Source organism: Klebsiella quasipneumoniae subsp. quasipneumoniae (genome assembly GCF_020525925.1).
Classification (GTDB): domain Bacteria; phylum Pseudomonadota; class Gammaproteobacteria; order Enterobacterales; family Enterobacteriaceae; genus Klebsiella; species Klebsiella quasipneumoniae.
The window spans coordinates 3,192,150-3,209,736 of sequence record NZ_CP084876.1; the positions used below are offsets into that span (position 1 = coordinate 3,192,150).

The 17,587-nt window shown below is 53.2% G+C and carries 25 protein-coding genes; 1 reads left to right on the forward strand and 24 read right to left on the reverse strand.

Annotation, left to right across the window (positions count from 1 at the left end; translation table 11 throughout):
* Positions 1–28 precede the first annotated feature (28 nt).
* From LGM20_RS15530 to LGM20_RS15640, 23 genes are all read right to left on the reverse strand, one after another.
* Positions 29–634, reverse strand: a complete 606-nt coding sequence (locus LGM20_RS15530) for a tail assembly protein (RefSeq protein ID WP_032432808.1) — start codon at positions 632–634, stop codon at positions 29–31.
* 51 nt (positions 635–685) lie between these two features.
* Positions 686–1,021: a hypothetical protein gene (locus tag LGM20_RS15535; protein ID WP_031280393.1), complete on the reverse strand. Its 336-nt coding sequence runs from the start codon at positions 1,019–1,021 to the stop codon at positions 686–688.
* A gap of 35 nt (positions 1,022–1,056) precedes the next feature.
* On the reverse strand, positions 1,057–1,767 hold the full coding sequence (locus tag LGM20_RS15540; RefSeq protein ID WP_044522210.1) for a C40 family peptidase: 711 nt from the start codon (positions 1,765–1,767) through the stop codon (positions 1,057–1,059).
* A 1-nt stretch (position 1,768) separates the two neighbouring features.
* Complete coding sequence (locus tag LGM20_RS15545; protein WP_044522209.1) at positions 1,769–2,524, reverse strand: phage minor tail protein L; 756 nt, start codon at positions 2,522–2,524, stop codon at positions 1,769–1,771.
* Positions 2,521–2,859 (reverse strand): phage tail protein, encoded by a 339-nt coding sequence (locus LGM20_RS15550; protein WP_017880254.1) that lies wholly within the window; start codon positions 2,857–2,859, stop codon positions 2,521–2,523. Before LGM20_RS15550 ends, LGM20_RS15545 begins: the two co-directional genes overlap by 4 nt.
* On the reverse strand, positions 2,859–6,194 hold the full coding sequence (locus LGM20_RS15555) for a phage tail tape measure protein (RefSeq protein ID WP_044522202.1): 3,336 nt from the start codon (positions 6,192–6,194) through the stop codon (positions 2,859–2,861). The genes LGM20_RS15550 and LGM20_RS15555 overlap by 1 nt, the downstream gene beginning before the upstream one ends.
* A gap of 232 nt (positions 6,195–6,426) precedes the next feature.
* Positions 6,427–6,792, reverse strand: a complete 366-nt coding sequence (locus LGM20_RS15560) for a phage tail protein (protein WP_014228914.1) — start codon at positions 6,790–6,792, stop codon at positions 6,427–6,429.
* Between the two features lie 57 nt (positions 6,793–6,849).
* Positions 6,850–7,311, reverse strand: a complete 462-nt coding sequence (locus tag LGM20_RS15565) for a major tail shaft subunit (protein WP_014228913.1) — start codon at positions 7,309–7,311, stop codon at positions 6,850–6,852.
* Positions 7,312–7,342: 31 nt separating this feature from the next.
* Positions 7,343–7,735 carry an HK97-gp10 family putative phage morphogenesis protein gene (locus tag LGM20_RS15570; protein WP_014907811.1) on the reverse strand — a complete coding sequence of 131 codons (393 nt, stop codon included), beginning with the start codon at positions 7,733–7,735 and terminating at the stop codon, positions 7,343–7,345.
* Between the two features lie 5 nt (positions 7,736–7,740).
* Entirely contained in the window at positions 7,741–8,130 is a 390-nt protein-coding gene (locus tag LGM20_RS15575; protein WP_014907812.1) for a hypothetical protein, read from the reverse strand.
* Entirely contained in the window at positions 8,111–8,449 is a 339-nt protein-coding gene (locus tag LGM20_RS15580) for a phage head completion protein (protein WP_014228910.1), read from the reverse strand. Before LGM20_RS15580 ends, LGM20_RS15575 begins: the two co-directional genes overlap by 20 nt.
* Positions 8,446–8,763: a head-tail connector protein gene (locus LGM20_RS15585; RefSeq protein WP_044522195.1), complete on the reverse strand. Its 318-nt coding sequence runs from the start codon at positions 8,761–8,763 to the stop codon at positions 8,446–8,448. The genes LGM20_RS15580 and LGM20_RS15585 overlap by 4 nt, the downstream gene beginning before the upstream one ends.
* Positions 8,744–9,004 carry a hypothetical protein gene (locus LGM20_RS15590; protein ID WP_014907814.1) on the reverse strand — a complete coding sequence of 87 codons (261 nt, stop codon included), beginning with the start codon at positions 9,002–9,004 and terminating at the stop codon, positions 8,744–8,746. The genes LGM20_RS15585 and LGM20_RS15590 overlap by 20 nt, the downstream gene beginning before the upstream one ends.
* 58 nt (positions 9,005–9,062) lie before the next feature.
* Complete coding sequence (locus tag LGM20_RS15595; protein WP_017898995.1) at positions 9,063–10,349, reverse strand: phage major capsid protein; 1,287 nt, start codon at positions 10,347–10,349, stop codon at positions 9,063–9,065.
* 77 nt (positions 10,350–10,426) lie between these two features.
* On the reverse strand, positions 10,427–11,347 hold the full coding sequence (locus tag LGM20_RS15600) for a S49 family peptidase (protein ID WP_044522193.1): 921 nt from the start codon (positions 11,345–11,347) through the stop codon (positions 10,427–10,429).
* Positions 11,348–11,383: 36 nt separating this feature from the next.
* Entirely contained in the window at positions 11,384–12,643 is a 1,260-nt protein-coding gene (locus tag LGM20_RS15605; protein WP_012542166.1) for a phage portal protein, read from the reverse strand.
* The gene (locus LGM20_RS15610; protein WP_032418045.1) at positions 12,643–12,822 is read right to left on the reverse strand and encodes a hypothetical protein; all 180 of its coding nucleotides are present in this window, start codon (positions 12,820–12,822) and stop codon (positions 12,643–12,645) included. The genes LGM20_RS15605 and LGM20_RS15610 overlap by 1 nt, the downstream gene beginning before the upstream one ends.
* The gene (locus tag LGM20_RS15615) at positions 12,816–14,537 is read right to left on the reverse strand and encodes a terminase large subunit (protein ID WP_012542167.1); all 1,722 of its coding nucleotides are present in this window, start codon (positions 14,535–14,537) and stop codon (positions 12,816–12,818) included. Before LGM20_RS15615 ends, LGM20_RS15610 begins: the two co-directional genes overlap by 7 nt.
* Positions 14,537–14,971 carry a phage terminase small subunit P27 family gene (locus LGM20_RS15620; protein ID WP_012542168.1) on the reverse strand — a complete coding sequence of 145 codons (435 nt, stop codon included), beginning with the start codon at positions 14,969–14,971 and terminating at the stop codon, positions 14,537–14,539. Before LGM20_RS15620 ends, LGM20_RS15615 begins: the two co-directional genes overlap by 1 nt.
* A gap of 249 nt (positions 14,972–15,220) precedes the next feature.
* Positions 15,221–15,652 (reverse strand): hypothetical protein, encoded by a 432-nt coding sequence (locus LGM20_RS15625; RefSeq protein WP_077255369.1) that lies wholly within the window; start codon positions 15,650–15,652, stop codon positions 15,221–15,223.
* Positions 15,649–15,966, reverse strand: a complete 318-nt coding sequence (locus LGM20_RS15630) for a hypothetical protein (RefSeq protein WP_014228902.1) — start codon at positions 15,964–15,966, stop codon at positions 15,649–15,651. The genes LGM20_RS15625 and LGM20_RS15630 overlap by 4 nt, the downstream gene beginning before the upstream one ends.
* Positions 15,918–16,280: an HNH endonuclease gene (locus LGM20_RS15635; RefSeq protein WP_014228901.1), complete on the reverse strand. Its 363-nt coding sequence runs from the start codon at positions 16,278–16,280 to the stop codon at positions 15,918–15,920. Before LGM20_RS15635 ends, LGM20_RS15630 begins: the two co-directional genes overlap by 49 nt.
* The gene (locus LGM20_RS15640) at positions 16,264–16,428 is read right to left on the reverse strand and encodes a hypothetical protein (RefSeq protein WP_165454527.1); all 165 of its coding nucleotides are present in this window, start codon (positions 16,426–16,428) and stop codon (positions 16,264–16,266) included. Before LGM20_RS15640 ends, LGM20_RS15635 begins: the two co-directional genes overlap by 17 nt.
* Before the next feature lie 176 nt (positions 16,429–16,604).
* On the opposite strand from LGM20_RS15640, the gene LGM20_RS15645 reads away from it, so the two are divergent.
* Positions 16,605–16,805: a hypothetical protein gene (locus LGM20_RS15645; RefSeq protein ID WP_016160651.1), complete on the forward strand. Its 201-nt coding sequence runs from the start codon at positions 16,605–16,607 to the stop codon at positions 16,803–16,805.
* On the opposite strand, the gene LGM20_RS15650 is transcribed toward LGM20_RS15645, so the two are convergent.
* Complete coding sequence (locus LGM20_RS15650) at positions 16,789–16,938, reverse strand: hypothetical protein (RefSeq protein ID WP_156732021.1); 150 nt, start codon at positions 16,936–16,938, stop codon at positions 16,789–16,791. The genes LGM20_RS15645 and LGM20_RS15650 overlap by 17 nt on opposite strands.
* Between the last annotated feature and the right edge of the window lie 649 nt (positions 16,939–17,587).

Below are 17,587 nucleotides of genomic sequence, written 5' to 3' on the forward strand. Positions count from 1 at the left end.
CTGAATTGGATGGTTTACTGAATAAAACTTATTGCTGGTCTTCTACGTAAATACCGGCAGATATAATGGCGCCGCCAATTCGGCGTCTGCCATAAAGCAAAGGGACTGGGTATCCCTGAGAGGCAGTGTTCGTCACTCCCCCAAAGGCGTAGGACGCTTTATTGTCAGCGGATTCTTTTCGTGCCAGGCCAGCTGGCTGTGGGGAAAGCATCTGAACGACGCCACCGAGCATCATAGCACCGCCCATCATTGCCATCTTAGAACCAACAGCCCAACCTACACCGGTCCACCCAGAAACATATCCAACGATAACCCCAACTGCAACCAAAGCCGCGCCCATAATTGTTTGTAAAACACCTGCTTTTTTACTACCAATGACAACCGGAATTATGCGTAAAACCTCTCCTGTAAGAGGAAATGATAAATCACGTTCACCAATATTTTTTTTGCCCTTAAATACTGCAAACGTTATCCCTTTTTCCTTGCTTTTATTAAGAAATTTTTCAAAACCCTCTAAGGTACAACATAAGGCTCTAACAGCTTCAGATGAGTTTGAAACAAGTCTTTGATGATACTTCCCAAAAGTTTTACCCAAAATTCCGCCTAATTCTATTTTTGTCATTACCTCTTTCATGCTCACCCCAATAAAAAACCCACCGAGGTGGGTTTGTTTCGTTATTTAAATTCACATGCAACTTTTCGCAGCTTTTCCCCAAGGGTCATTCCAACCTTTGGATATAGCATAAACATGAACGTTGCTTCCACCTTCTTTGGAAGGTTCTATTTTTGCTATGGATACAGTTCCTAATAAATCATCCGACGCGACAATTTTATACCCTGTCTCAGTAGGGATAACTGAGCTTGATGGCCTTAATTCAACCCATTTAGGAGCAAGGCACTTACTTATTTTATCTATGCTTTTTTGTGAATTTCCGGAATATATTGGCTCTTGCGATTCCAAAGAACTTGCCATACAACCACTAAGCATAAACATTGAAAATAGCAGGGCTGTTTTTTTCATCTCCATATCCTTTTTAGATGCCATTTCCTTAAAGGTTAACATAGAGACTTATACCGAACGACCTTCATTGTCCTTTCCATCCAGTACCCACCATACGGCACGCGCTTGCTGAGATGGCCATAGAGGTGATGCAGCAGCAGGTTCCCTTCCAGCAGAATCCCGGCGTGGTTCCACTTATCCGCCTGCACCTGCATGATCACCATATCACCCGGTTGTGGTGGGCCATCAAACTCACGGAACCCGCATTCATACCAGCAGTCCTGATAAAAATTGTCCGGATACTCCTTTTCCCACCACGGATAATCGACGCGGTAATCGTGCAGCTCGATGCCGTGGGTTTGCCGAAAATAGCTCATCACCAGGCCCCAGCAATCGTAGTGGCCCAGCACGAATGGTCGCTCGAGGAGCGGCAACTCACCACGCGGGTGGATGGTACGGAGATCGCCTTCTGGCCAGCTGATAATATGCCAGGGGAGAAGGGTCGCGTCGCATTGCGCTTTATCCAGTTCGCTCGGCTGGGTGGTGGCATCAGGATGGCTGTGAACAATACCGGTGATCGTTCCCCATTCCTCAACCTCTGCATAATCCTCCGGCGCCAGCACAAAATTATCTTTCGACTCTGTGGACAGGTTCCGGCAGGGGAAATAACGCTCCGCTCGGCCCCTCTGGGCGACGAGGCCGCAGGCCTCGCGCGGATATTCTGCGGCCGCATGTTCCTGGATGGCCTTAATCGTTTTCTGACGCATATCAGCTCCTGATTAATGAGGTGCCGGGGAACCCGCCAAACGGCAGTTCACTATTCTCACCATGACGTAATTTACAGGCCGTGAGCGTGCCGTTGCAGACATCCTGCGACGGGTCATCAACTGGCTGATTGTTCCTGTCAAAATACCGGGTGCCGACATAGTCGCACCCGTTACCGCTGCGGTACTGATTGCGGATACACCAGGTGCAAATCGCATGCAGCTGGCGAGTGGGGATCATCATCCCCTGCAGGGCAAACGGGCTGGAGAGAGTAAACTCCACCTTCTCATCGTCTTCATAATGCTTTACGTCAATGAAGAAAAGGCGCCGTTTCTCCTGCGTCGGATCGGCTGAGGCATTCCCGTCCGGGAAGTTCTTCGCATCGAGATACTGTTTTTGTGTGTCGTGGATGACAACCCGCGCCAGAGCCAGATCGTCGTAATGAAGACAGAGCGCGGATATCTTCCCGTCGATGTTCCCTACCCGCAGCGTTGGCTGCGCGTCACTGCCCGTGGTGGAGGACTCGATCCCTTCGATTTCACATGGCCAGGCTTTATACTCCCGCCCCTGCCACCAGATGCTTTTCGCCGGCAGCTTATCCAGGTCGCCGCCAGCGGCGAGGATTTCGGCTGCAGTATGGGGAACGTTATAGCCGTGGAAATACAAAACCTCATCCAGGCCAAACGCCTGGCCATCGATCTCCAGGAGACGAACCTCATCGCCTGGCTCTAACTTCTGATAATTCGCGTTAAGGCTCATGGTTTAAATGCCTGAATAAAAGTGGCTGAAAGTGAGTAATTTCCGCCGCCTAACGGCACCGGTTTGTATTGTTCGCAGCGGTAAAGCCCCACCTCTTCCAGAGGCGGGGTCCACTGAAACGCGCGAGTGCCGGCATGACGGTCGAGGAACTGCTTAATCGGGCGGATATAGTCCTCCGTACCGACAAAACTCAGCTCCCAATCCTGTGATCGGGTGTTAATACCATCGCCGGATACCTGCGCATACCCGTCACCGAACTGCGCCTTCCGGACACGAAAGTTAACGGTCTGCTGGGGATTAACCCGCGGACTCCAGGTGAATATCTCAATAGCCATCAACGTTGCCCTTTAACTGCATTCCAGACCATCCCGCCAGGGCGCATATCCTGCGCCATCAGCTCCCTGTATTTTTTCTCCACAAACGAGCCGATCTGCTGGCCAAACTGCTCAAAACCAGACGGCGCCTGCGTTGAGGTGTTTCCGCCTTCAATCGTGATAAAGACTTTTGGCCCTTCCGACGCGCCGGCGTTCTGACCACCACCGACAGCGCGTACACCCAGCGAACCATCGCCGGCACGCGTCAGCGGCATGATGGCCTCCGGCCCGGCCTCGCCAAATACGCCGGCCCCTTTTGCGAAGGCGAAGAACTGCGGAGAGTCGTAGACCTGGTTGCTGTATGCGCTCAGCGACGGCGAGTCGTAAACGCCGCCTTTGGCGTTGAACTGGAAGTTACTGGCGGCATTCTGGATCGCCGTCCCCGAGCCTGCGCCCGCAGCGCCCGTGACAACGCTGGTCCCGACGCCCACCACGCCCATAATGGTTTGCATGACGGAACTGGTGACCAGCGCCTGAGCGGCCATATCAACGAGGTTTTTTATGATCGACTGCGTGAGCGAGGAAAACAGGTCAGCCATATTCTCCTTAAAGCTTCTCGTCCGCGTCAGCATGCTCGTCAGGAAGTTGCTTGAGCGCTCATGGGCCGTTTCAAATAACCCGACGGCCATGCTCTGGAATTCTCCCTGTGATCGGTATAACTCCAGTGACGTCTGATACTGCGCATCGGCGGATTCTTTCGTCGCCTTCTGCATCAGCATTTCGTACTGTTCTTTGCTGATCGCGCTGCCCTGGTAGTACGCCTGCAGCAATGCCTGCCGCTGCGCAAGCTGATTGCGCAGCGAGACAAGTGGATCAACTTCGCCGGCGATATCCAGTGCCGGCGCAGCGATTTCATCGGCATGCGCCTGCAGCAGCTCTTTCGCAGTATCTCTGGCCAGCGTTATTCGTGCGGCCTGGTACTCTTTTTCATCAAGAAGGCGGGCTTTGAAAAGCTCAGCCAGGTCCCGGCTGGCTTCCTGCTCTTTTCGCAGAGTTTCCTGGGCGGGGGAATACTGCGCAGCCAGATCCAGTCGTTGTTTCTGGTAGTTCTCTGCATTCATTAACAGCGCGCGCTGCAGGTCAGCATCACTGGCGCCATTTTTCTTCGCCGCTTCCTGCAGCTCCCTGTTGCTGTCCTTTTCCTGCAGGTTAATTCTGGCCAGGCTGGATGCATGGGCTTCTTCAATTTGCTGCCGTAGCGTTTTGAACTGGTCGACCTGGGACTTACTGCCTTTCCCCGTGCCGGTACCGCCATCGCCGCCCCAGGGATTTCCATCTCCGGTCTCTTTGGGGGGCGTGCTTAACGCTCCTTTCAGATCGTCCGTAAGGGAGGTTATTTTTCCCGATAAACCCAGCTGAGCCAGTGTTTTTGCATCACTGACACGCTTAATGTTTTCCTCGGTTTTGCGGAGTCCCTCGTTAACGCTATCGAGATCCGCCCGTGCCCGCGTCTGGTCTTTTGTCACCCCTTCCAGCTGGCCGAAGGGGTCAAACCCTTTCAGGCTGCCGATACGACTGTCGGCATCCTGAATCTCTTTTATCAGCTGGTTACGCTGCACGACCTGGTTTTCGTACTGATCCTCCAGGTCGAACTGCTTCACATTTAACTGGTTAAGCGAGAGGCGCATCAGCGCTTCACTGGTTTCGACTACGGCATCTTTTAAATCAATGGCTGACTGCCGGGCTTCCTTTGCCTTCTCATGAAAGTAAAGAATGCCTGAGCCGGCCAGCATCGCGGCGCCGAAAGGACCACCGATTAAATTTAATGCGCCTCTTGCCAGCCCCACCGCAACGGAAGCCGCGCGGGCCGATATCGACATCTGCCGGTTTGCCGCTGCCAGTTTCAGTTTCGCCTGGCTGGCCAGATTGGTTTGCTCAGTTTCCTGCCGGATAAGCCGGGTAAACTCATCCTGGTAACTGATATTCATCCCATACTGTTTAGCCGTCCGCTCCATCTGCCGGTAGTGGCCAAACTCAGCGTCGTTCTGTTTCAGGATGGCCGCTGTCGAATCCAGCGTTTTGCGGGCAATATCCGCATCAGCCTGCGCCCGCGCTTTTACCGCCGCCTGGCTTTCCCGCCAGGCCGCGATATTCTCCCGCAGCCCTGCAGTCAGTTTCGTGGATAACACGGGGATCAGGCTGTAAAGCGCCACGCTGGAGACGGTGTTGAAATTGTCTGCCAGGCTGTTCAGTGCCTCCGTGGCAACCTGAATCCCGCTGCGGAGTGGCCCGTTACTGCTCTGGCCGATCTTAATGACCATCCCTTCAAACGCACTGCTCAGCCCCAGCAAATCGCCGTTCAGGTTGTTAACCCTGATGGATGCCTGCTCATGCGCCGTTTTGGTACCGGTCAGGGAAGCGGTTAGCTCATCAAGCTTTGAACGGTTCTGGACCAGGATAGACGCCGCATTCAGGTTCTCCACGCCAAACAGTTTTACGGCCTGGGCCGTGGAGAGATTTTTCCCGGAAAGATTGGTCAGCGCCTGGCTGAGACCAACCACGGACGGCTTGAGGCTCTTGTCCGTGCCCTTTTCCAGATTCAGGATGACGTTACGCAGCGCCGTGCCGGCTTCACCGCCTTTAATTTCACGCTCTGCCAGCACCTGAATCGCGGCATTCAGCTGCTCAAAACCAACGCCGGCCTGTGCGGCTGCGACGCCACCATTTTTAATGGCGGCCGCTGTATCCACAATCTCCGACGACCCGTACTTCGCGCCGGCGGCCAGCACGTTGATATAACGATCCGCCTCCTGCGCGCTCGCCCCGTACTGGTTTAAGGAGAGCGCCAGCGTTCTGGTCGCATCGGGCAGCGTTGTGCCGGCGGCCTGCGCCAGGATAAGCGCGCTGTTCGTAGCCTTCTGCAATCCATCGGACGTTTTTAAAAGCTCCGGTTTAGCCGACGCCATCAGCTTTAGCGCCTCGGCGGCCTGGCTGGCGCTGTACTCTGTCGTGCGTCCCATTTCCTGCGCAGCCAGATCCAGCGCTTTCATTTCAGCAGCAGTCGCACCGGTGATGGCCTGCAGGTCTGATAATGCCTGTCCATATTGTCTGGACGTGGTGACGATCGTACCGATGGAAAGGCCGGCTCCTGCCAGCCCCGCCAGCCGGCTGGCCATCCCGGATATCGACAGACCGACCTTTTTATAGGCGTCCTCCGTCTTTTTCGCGTCCGCCTGGGCATTACGGTTGAACCGTCGTGACTGGTTCTCCGCATCGCCATACGCTCCCAGCAGCTGGGATTTAAAACTGGCTGCGTTCAGGTGCAGCCCGACCGCTAAAGATGCGACGTCTGCCATTACATTAATGCCCTCATGACTGCCGCGCATTCATCATCGACCCGGGATGGCGCAGGTGTGGTTTCGGTAGGTGGCGCGTTTTCATCGACAGGACGGCGGAAAGTGCCTTGTTTCAGGAAGTAGGCTCGCCAGTGGTACAGAGTGTTGGCCGGCAATGCGGCAATTTTGGATGGGTCAGGCTCGCCCCAGCGGTCGGCCAGCCAGAAGATCAGCTCCAGCCAGGGCGAGTCACTCAGTTTTTTTCCGCTTCCTCCAGCTTGCCGATTGCGTGTTGCTTCACTTTTTCCACAGCGGCCAGCAGTTCGGGGTTTTCATGGGCCTTCAGCAGCTCGGCTGCCGTGGGTTTAAATTCATCCGGAATGGCCGTTCCATCCGGCTGAACCAGTGCATCGATGACGATCTGAATGACTTGCTCCGATGCCTCGCGCGCTGCGCCAGCTTTTGCGGTTTCAGCCATTTTCTCTTCGTAGCTGATGAGGTAATCCCCGGTCAGGCGGCGGATGAATACGGTGGCGCCAAATAACTCGGTTTTAATGACGGTTGGCTCCGATTTAAGCAACGCGGATTTCAGCGTGGACAGGTAATCTTTATCTTTCACAGATAGTCCTTAAAAATAAAAAGCCACCCTAAGGTGGCTGTTTAAAGGTTAAGTTAATCAGGCGCCGCCGGAGACAGCGACGGTTCCCCAGGTGATCTTGTTCTGTTTACCCTGAACAGTGATCTGGATGACCTCATTCGCCGGAGCGGCGATTTCATTCATCTGCCACCCGGACAGCGCCAGGAGCATCGTCGCTGTTCGCTTGTTGGGTAATTCGACGTATAACTGGATGGTCTTGCGGGCCTCTGCTGCGTTCAGCAGCGCGGCAAAATCGGTATTGCCCGGATCATCAATGAAGCCCAGCGACTTTTCAGGCCCGTCAGGCAGATCGCTGATGGACTGTTTCTGCTTATCCAGTAACGTGGTGCAGTCGACAAAGCCCCCCGTCTGCCCCATTGCACCCAGCGCTTTACAGTTAATCAGCGGTTTCAGCGCTGACGTGGCAGCGCCAGGCTCCCCGTATTTCACAATGGTGCCCGCCGGCAACATCGCATATTCAGGCGAAGTTTTATCAGCCATGTTTCTCTCTCTTTTTATACGGCAGCGGATGCTACCTGTTTTCAATGCCGTTTCGGATTTCCACGGTTAACACGCGCAAAACGGTCTGGAGGTTGTAATCCAGGGCGGGTCGGATAAAGGGGTCTGCAACCTGTTTAACCGTGCCAAACTCCTGCGCCAGCGCCTTCATATGGTGCTGCTTGCTGGGGCCAACACGGAGCGTTACAACCGCGTTCCCTTTACCCTTGCGGGTGGAAGAGCGGATTTTGATTGAGTCCCGCATGTGCGGCCCGGCAGACGTTTCGTCAAAGCCGGCATGCTGCTTCATATCTTCCTCGACGACCTTTAGCGCTTCGCGCCCGGCATCCCGCAATACCTTCGTCGCCACTTTTTCGCCCAGGGCCATTAACTGCCGCTCCAGCTCATCCAGCCCTTTAACTTCCATTCGGATCACGAGGAGTCCTCCACGTAGTGAATGATGAAATCGCGGGTCAGGCGATACTGAATGCGACGATTCGTCAGCTGGTTTTTATCCTGATGGATACCGCCTCGCTCCACATACTGAACCGGGATACCCTCCAGTTGGCCATGAACGACGGACTTCAGTTCCGTCCAGATTTTTTTATCCAGCTGCAGCAGTGAGGTGTAATCATCGAGACGGCACAGATTCACCTGGATACGGGCAGATACGATCCCCGTTCGCAACATTCCCGAGACCATTTCCGGGTCAGAGATACGCTGAAAGGTCGCACCTTCCTGGACCGTGTCCGGCAGTAAAAGCGGATACGCATTCATGCCGGTGATGCGCTCCAGCGCACCCTTAATCGCCAGCTCTATCATGCCGCCCGTCAGCCTCCCCCGTGATAATGATCCGGTCTGTTTTGCGGTCGATATTCCGGACGGTATAAACCAGATTTTTCGTCGTGATTTTCCAGTCAATATCAACCAGCACGCCCGGATAGACCGTGAACAGGCAGGTTTCCACCACCTGCTGCTGATCCAGCGTGCGGACTTTTCGCCCCGATACCAGCTCCCGTTTTGCCCACGCTTTTCCCGATTCAACCTGCTTTTCCGGTAGCGGTTCGCCCAGCGGCCCACGACCGGACTGAACGTAGCTAATTGCAATGCGACAGTTCATATCACCCGGTTTCAGGCTCATAGCGTATGCTCCTGCAGGGGGAAAAGAAGATGCCTCACCGCAGTGGTTTCCAGCCACTGTCCGGTATGGCCATTCAGATACGCATCGCTGACCAGAAACTGAATAGCCAGCCGGATATCTTCATCCGCGATAAATCCGCGGACGGTCTCCGGGAGCGCCTGCAGCTCTTCATCACTGGTGACCAGCTTGCAGTAGTAATCACGCTCGATGCTCCGCTGCGCGGCGTTCACCATTTGCGTGAGCATGGCATCATGCTCCGTGAAGTCCAGTTCCAGGCGTAGCTGGGTTTTCACATCATCCAATGTCAGTATCAAAATCGCTGTCTCCCGGCTTCGGTTTCAGCGCACGTTCGGCATCCTCCGGCCATACCGCGATACGCCGCTTAACCAGTTCTTCGGCGCGCGATCCTTCAAAGCACGCGATATCTCCACGGGAATAACGGTGGTGCGGCCCAAGGAACACAACGGATTTACGCTCTGCCTGTGCGACCACGGTCGCATGGTTGTCCTGTGTGCCTGTTTCTTCCGGCTCCACTGCTTTATTTTTCGCAGCCATAACATTCTCCTGAAAGGGAAAAGCCCGCATATGCGGGCCATATTTACTGAGGGATGGGTTAGAACAGGACGCCGGTACCCAGCACCAGGCCTTCCGGATGACGGAAGCCAATATCATGCTCAGTAACAACGCGGATTAGCGACTGGTTACGGGAAAACGCAGATACCAGGGTGCCATCGGCATCGATGTAAGAGGCTTCCTTCGAGAAGTCGACTTTCATATTGCCGTCTTCAGCGATAACCACATCATTGAAGTCAGCAAAGTAAATCTCAGTCTCCTTACCCCCGGTCCCCAGATTCGCAGGGATCGCGCTGGTACGCTGAACCGGATATCCTTTAAGTAATCCCTGAGCCATTTCCGGATAGACTTTGTTGCCGTTGCCGTCACGCAGCCCAAACAACTTCATATAGGTACGGTTCGACATGCCCCAGCCGCTGCTGATCATATTGCTGTTGCCGTCCATCGCCATCAAAATGATCTTGTCCAGGTACTCGTCAACTGTGTTCAGGTTGATCGCTGCATCAGCTTCCCACGGCAGCAGGCGGTTCCACTGCGTCGCGCGCGCCTTCATACCAATCGGTGTATCGCCGGTACCGTCATCGCGCATAAAGGCTTTATCCTCACGCACTGAGATGGCGGTCAGAATATCCTGCAGGACCAGCTGCTCGACGTTGAATCCGGCGCGGCCAATCAGTGCATTGGAAATAGGCACCATCGCAATCAGAGTTTTCGCCGTAAGTTTTACATCATCAAAGCGTGTTTCTGATGTCTTGGCGTCTTTGTTTTCTCCTGTGTAGCTTGCCGTTGCTCCACCGGCCACGCGTGGTAGCGTCATATTACCGTTAGGCAGCGGAACGGGACGGGCGCCCAGCTTGCGGACGATGGTTCGGTCGCTCAGTAGCTCGATCACCTCACTGTGGAGGTTCTGCGGAATAAGCACACCACCGGACGCCGCTGCGGTGGAAATGGCCATCGATACGGACTGGTCATTCAGCTCTTCTGAAGCGAATTTTGCCGCGTCCTGCAGATTCCCTGCGCCTGCGGCGACAGACATAACCAGTCGGGTCATGCCAGCACCGGTGTACTGTTTAGGCTCCTGCTTAACAATAATGCCGGGGGCCTGCTGAGTCGCTTTCACGGGTTTTGCGACCAGCGCCGCAGCACGTTCGGCGGCTTCCAGGCGTTCAATTTTGGCGCTGATATCAGTGAACTGCTGCTGCAGGTTCGCAAACTCCGTCAGCTGCTCCGCAGTCAGCGTGCTGCCGCTGGCGTCAATGGTTGCCAGGGCCTGAACCTGTTCGTTGATACCCGCACGCTGACGACGCAATTCTTCAATCTGTGGCATTTGATTTCTCTCTTTTTAGACATAAAAAAAGCAGCCTGCTGGCTGCTTAAGGTGACGCGGTTTGTGTTTGCGCCGGGTTACATTTTGGTTTGCAGGTCCATCGCGGCTGCCTGCATCTGAATGGAGGTTTTTTGACGGGGTTGCTGATACTTTGCCGCGATAGCATTGATCGCCGCCTGGGGGTCAGAGACTTCATCCGCCAGGCCGGCAGACACCGCGCCAGGGCCAAAATACAGCCCCGCCTGCGTATCAATGACGGCCTGCTGCTTCAGGCCGCGATATTCGGCCACCGACCCCGTAAACGTCTTGTACATTTCGTCGATCATGCCCTGGAACATACCCAGCGACTCTTCACTCAGTGGTTCATGTTGGGTGCCGTTATTTTTGTTATCTCCCCGGTAAATGGTGGTGAACGTCAGCCCCATTTTTTCTTCCATCTTCGACGTATCGAGGTGCTCCATGATCACACCAATCGACCCCACGCCACTGGTCTGGCTGACGATGATTTTGCTGCAGGCCGATGCGATGAAATACGCGGCGGAATACGCGCTGTAGTTCACAATCGCCGTGATGGGCTTCGTATCGCGAGACTGATAAATGTAATCGGCCAGCTCCTTGCACCCCACCGCTGCGCCGCCGCCGGAGTTAATATCCAGAACGATTTCGCTGATTGAGGGGTCGTTTAACGCCGCCTGCAACTGCCCGCGGATCCGCTCGTAGCTGGTCAGCTCGGAGCACATCGCCGTAATCTGCCCCCGGCGTGGAACGAGAATGCCGTGAACGGGGATCACCGCCACCCCGCCGGTGGGCTGGACCTGCTCAGCAGCAGGTGATTTACCCGGATTCAATGCCATCTGAATGGCGGCATCTTCGGTGATCCCCTGAATACGGGGGATGAGCACCGCTTTCACGGAGTCCATTGTTTGCCGCGTCACGTAATGCGGCACGCCAAAGACCATATCTGCCAGGTGCGGCAGGTTAATTAATTTCGTTGTCATGTTGTCTTCCAGGTCATCCCGCGCGGCGGGAAATAATCAGGCTCTGGCCAGAAGGGTTTCGATTTCGGCCAGCTGTTTTGCTGTCGGCGATTTATCGCCAGGAAGGATCTTCGCGCTGTCGACCATGTTGAGCGGCGTCAGGTATTTATCCCCGCCGGCAATTGGCGGCAGATTCTCCATACGCCGGATATCGTTAGTGGATAGCCATCCCCACTGGCGGCCCAGCGCATAAGATTCATAGCGTGATTTCTGATCGCCTCGCAGCAGCCCGGAAACATTGAACTCGATGTACAAATCGCGGCGTTCGCTGGGCAGAAGCAGATCGCGCTGCAGCGCACCCTCATGGCGTTTCAGCCAGGCCAGCAGCGTATACATCACGAACTGCAGGCCCTGGTGCTCGATGTTGTTGTTGGTTGCTTTCGCCAGCATCTGCACCATATGTGGCGGGATTTTATAGAGCCGGCAGACCTCTTCCACGCCCCACTGCCGCGACTGTAGCAGCTGCGCCTTTTCGTTATCCTGCGACAGTTGTTTGTAGCTCATGCCCTCCTGCAGCAATGCCACAGAGAACATATTGTGAATACCGGAATGGCGCTCGGTCCATTTCGCCAGCAGGCGATCAATAGCATCCTGGCTTTTAATGGTCGCAGCCTCTTTCGGACGCTCTATCACCCCGCTCATCGTTGTCCCGCGCCGGAATGTCGCGGCCGCATGCTCCTCAACCGCCAGATTCAGCCCCAGAACATCGGCGTTCGTCTGAATTGGGGAACTGCCGATATAGCCATCCAGAGAAAAGACCTTCACATGGTGCATCATGCGCATCGGCAGAATTTCGCCGACTTCCGGGAGTTCGTAATACGGCATACCGTCCGGCCCTTTCAGCACAATGACCTTTTTCGGGTTAATGGGGATCAGCTCTTTCGGGTAGCCTTTTCCGTCCCGTTCGATGATCGAGTAGCAATTTCCCTCAAGCCCCAGCAACCCCTGCTGCTGCTCGAAATACTCGAATGAGGTGTCTTTCCTGTTGGGCTGGGAGTGAATCAGGTCATAAACCGGGTGGTCCGTCGCACGCTGGCGCCCGCCATTTTTATCCCGCCGGTAGAGTTCGCACGGCAGCTGCGCGACTGACTCCGCCAGGAGGGTGACACAGGCCCGGACCGCTGAAAGTCCAAGAGCGGTTTCCGGCGTGATTATGATGCCAGTTTTGCTCTGGCTTGAACGAACCCCGCCCAGCATGGCTTCCCAGAAGCTATTACCCGAGTATTGTCGGCCCCTGAACATCTGGGGTAGGAACATTATTTACCTCCGCCATTGCTGATGCCGGAGGAAAAGGCCCGGGTTGTCATATATGACCAGCCCAGACAAATAATCCCTCCTGTTATCAATCCCACTGATGGAGAAATAAGCCAGGCACCTGCGGATAACAATCCAGCACCAGTGAGGCCGACAATAAAACTCAGAACTGAAATTAGCATGCTATATCTTCCTCATCGTATACGGATGTCATCACTGAACTGTTGAGCATGGCGCGCCCCAGCCCCATCATTAAACCAACCGCACCATCTATCTTGTTCTGCCGCCCTTCTTTCCCGGGACGCACAATATCGTCACTTCCGGGAAGGTACTGGCCGACGATATTGGAAATACACCAGTTCATGACAGGGTGTCCGTCATGATGGAATCTCCCCGAGATGAGCGCAGCCTCAATCTCTCTCATAGGATCACTCATATGGGTAAAATTTTGTCTTATCTCGACAGGCTCAAGCCCCTCTTCCTCAAGCATGTGACGTAATGAAGTCGCGCCATAAGGATCAATGGGGCATTGGGCAATTTTTACGGTATTCCGCAGCTTCAGGATCGTTTCAAATATCAGCCTGTAATCAACTTCGCCACCATCGGTCGGGATCAACTTACCCTGCCGGACAAAGGACTGATAACGTTCTGCGGTACTTTTCAGCGCGGTCTCCTGCGAGTAAATGGTTTCTTCTGGTGCCCAGAACAGAGGAGAAACACAGTAAAAATGTGTTATTCCGTCTATTTCACGACGAAAAACTGGAACCACGGCATTGAGGTCAACTTTCGAGGCCAGATCTATACCCAGCCAGCATTCTTCCCCTTCAAAATCTGACAACTTAAGGTTTTTATCGGCTGCATCCATCCATTTTCTCAGGTCGTAATAAGCTGATTTTGCGCTTACCCAGCGATTGAAATGCTTGGTCAGAATCTTGTTTGTCTGCCCGGGCGTCGACATACCCAATAATTGTTTAGCCCGGAGAAAATCTGCTTTTACCGAAATGCCATAGTTGGGGTTTGCCTTGATTAATGCCTCAGGAGTCGTCCAGTCATCATCGTCATCAAGGCCATAAATCAGCCCAAATATGGTTTCATTTTCCTCGCCATTACGGGTTCTCCGCAGGATCTCGACAACCTGAGTACGCTTTTCATAGCAAGGGGATGTAATGTCATAGCCGGCGGTGGTGATGATCAGTGTCATCGGTTGTTCACGAGCCCCCATACCGGTGGTCATGGTGGTGTAAAGCGCATCAGTAGTATGTTCGTGATATTCATCAATGATGGCGCATGATGGCGAATCACCATCCCCCGGGTCACCGATCACAGGAGCAAAAACCGAACCGTCAGGGCGCGTCATTTTTTTTGCCCAAGGTTTTATCGAGAATTTTTGCCGCAATGCCGGCAGCTTTTTCACCATTTGCAGCGCCGGAGAAAATACCTTCCATGCCTGTTTTTCAGTCGTGGCGCCGCAATAGACTTCTGCACCATGCTCGCCATCTGCACAAAACATATAATTTCCTACAGCAGCGGCAATAGCGGATTTCCCGTTCTTCCTGGGCACCTCGATATAGATTTCAGAGAAACGACGCAGGCCTGTCTTCTTGTGTACCCATCCAAACGGTACGCCAAGAGCGAACTTCTGCCAGGCTTCAAATTCAATCCGGAGTTTACGCCGGGCCCATTCCCCTGAGGTATGAGGCATTTTCTGGGCAAAACGAAGAAATCGTTCTGCTTTGTTTTTATCGAAGCGGTAGGGCCAGTGGGGATCCTTTGCTCGTTCGAGGTCGTCCAGATGTCGCTGACAGGCAAGTACCGTTAACTGACACGCCAGAATCTTCCCGCCAACGATATCCCGCGCATACTGGTTCGCCGCATTGACGTTCGGATAGGTAGCCATCAGTCAAACTCATCGAATTCATTCCCGTCATCGTCCGGATCCTTTTGTCCGCTGGTCATGCGAAGACGACTGAGCGGATCTAACCCCAACAGAGAGCCGAGGCGGGCAAGCTGGGAAACCGAGTCATTCCGGACATTAACTGCAGGGTGTTTTTTCAAGCCCCCCATTTCACTTTCTGAGGTCAGTCCGCTGGCCAGCATTTTTTCGGCTTCGAGCATCAGATGAAAAGCATTGCAGTAAGCCAGCAACAAAGGTGCGTCCTCCAGCTCAAACACCCCTCGGTCGATGAGTATTTTGCTTTGCGTCTTCCACATTCTTATTGCCGCCTCCCCCATTAACTCAGCGGGAGGCGCAATACGTGTTAATTTGCTTTTTTGCCCGGTGGGTAAAGTGGGTTTTCGGCCACCACCGGACGATCGAATTCCTCCGGCCATAAACGTTCCTTTGATAGATGAAACCTTCCGAAAAAAAGTTTCTTATTTCTGGCGTGTAAAAATAGACTTCAACGGGCAGTCCCGAAGCGCGAAAGGGGTCAGGGATTTGATCCCCCCTCCCCCCTGGCTGCAGCTGCCTCAGTCGAGGTGGAGGTCGTCATTCCGGCTGCGCCGGCGGCGAATACGGTTCGCACTGCGTGGGCCGGCATATCTCAGACGTTCAATGAACACCAGTTGTTATACCGGCGGTCAGGATCCTGTCGCTGTAGCAGATTCTCCATCGACCTGCAGTACGCTTTCTGGAAGCCGTTCATCTAATGGCTGGTTCTCGAAAACCTTCATCCCAAACTGACCGATCCAGGTGCTAACTGAGTTGATGTTCCCTGCGATGAAGTCGGTCACCTCGGCGATCAATCCTTTAACGACGACATCCGTGCTCTGACGCCAGTAATTCTCAATCGCGACCAGCAACGGATCGGAACCATTACTGACAGATTGTTCACCTACGCTATACGTTTTTTTCTTCGCGCTATCGGTTATACATCGCAGCTGGCTGGTCTGGACGGCTCCAACCTCTGCTGCAATTACCTGCATCGTCAACGTAGCCACTTTGTTCCCGTCTGCATCAGCGCTGGATGCATAGAACATGGAGAGCGTCAGATCCGTGCGTTTAAACATCATTGCTTACCTCCCCTACGATGGCGGGAACGACGACCGCCGGGAAACGGAGATTGTTGATCCTGTACCAGCTCACCCACTAAAGGTTCCTGAGCCGACTCAGCAGCCGGTGCCGGTGCAATATCATGCGCAATCGTCAGTTTCAGCAGTGGGCGGCCGCCCTGGACATGCTCAAAATGGATGCCATGCACGGCTTCATTCATTCGTGACTGACCATCCGTCTCCAGAACGGTCAAAACGCCATCAACGTATTCAATTTTGAAACTCTTCATCGGGTTCTCTCTGTTGCTGTTTTCTTGCTGTGGCAGGTCCAGCACAATGACTCCAGATTAAAGTCATCATCGGTACCGCCATGAGCTTTAGGAATGATGTGGTCGACACTTGAGGCTTTCGTGGCAATACCGTCTCGCCTGCAGTTCTGACAAAGGTATTTATCCCTCTTCATGATACGGGCCCGTTTAATTTCCCACGGTCGACCATAACCACGTTCCTGCCGAGTTTTTCCGGGCTGGTAGTTACGCCAGCCATCACCAGCGTGTTGCTGCCGATGCATCTCACAGTATCCACCGACATCATTGGTCACAGTCGCGCATCCTCTGTGCCGGCAAGGTCGTTTAGCTCGTGGCGGCATAAGCATCCTCGAGCATGAGTTGAGGGAGAAGAGTTAAAGCGGTACTGTCGATGGGAAACTCTGAAACGGGCAGCGATGAGCAGGACAATCCGTCACACTCAATCCCCTCCAGCTTCTCGTCTACGTATGCAATTTTTAAGTTCTTCATCGCGTTACCTTTTGCGAATAAAAAAGCCCCGCAGATGCGAGGCTACTGGTTAAATATCAGGGTGTTACTGTGAAAGCTCAGAGTGTAAGGTTGCGGCTCAGCCTATCTGTGGTGGGACACAGTTAAACATTGTACTTGCAGAGGAATGGCTGATTAGCTCTGCTTAAGGAATAGATATGATCAAGAAGCATATACGCCTAGAAATGGAATCAAACGCCCAAACAATCGACGAATTGAACAAGGAAATTGGGCAATTGAAATGTGTCGTTGGTTTTTTGATGACTCAATTAACACCTGATTCCAGGCAGGCTGTCATTGATAACTTGAAAGAATTTGGACTAAATGATTCAGCCAAGGAATTTACTCAGTTCCTTTAAAAATTGCCAAACCTACTATATTAATTTTCCAACCTTGTGAATGATTGGGTTGGGTCTCAGGCGTAATAGTGGATTCATCCCTTTCGCCTGAGACAGATTCAAATCTTGAAAATGTAAGTTTCAGCGTTTTCATGTTGTTGTTCCTCATTTTTATCCCCGACAAGGGATATCGGTTATTTTATCCCTTATCGGGGATAGACGTTCGCGCCGATTCGTAAATCCGCTCACAGGTCATTCCTGTTTCCCCTGATTGGTTTTATCAAATATTTTCGTCCAGGATGTCCTCAAACCATTAAACCGACTAAAAAAAGGCCGCATAGGTATGCGACCTTTGGTTAGTAACAGTTAGAAACCTAAAATCTCTCAGGAGCCACCCGGGAGAGATTTTCTGCTTGCTAAATGACCTCTGCCGTTTCGGTGTTGGCTGGCAGTGGTAACGTGAGGATAGCTTCATTTCAGCCATCGATATCATTTAAATGGATGAATAGCTTATTAGACCAGTAATTCGCGATTCTCAAGAACATTAACCAGAACAACAGACGTCTGTGCTTATTTTTTTAGCGCAATGATCCGTTAGTCACCAGTAACTAACATATTATTCGATGGTTCCTTAGACAGTGACCCATAAATCTAATTGTTTAATGTACCATTGGATGGGCACACAAATAACCACACCATCCCCAAAGTTAACAGATTTGATAACACACCCTTGTGGCGGAAAAAATTCCGCACCAGTCTGGGGCCGGATCGAGCGCTCAATGCCGTAACGATAACCGCATGGT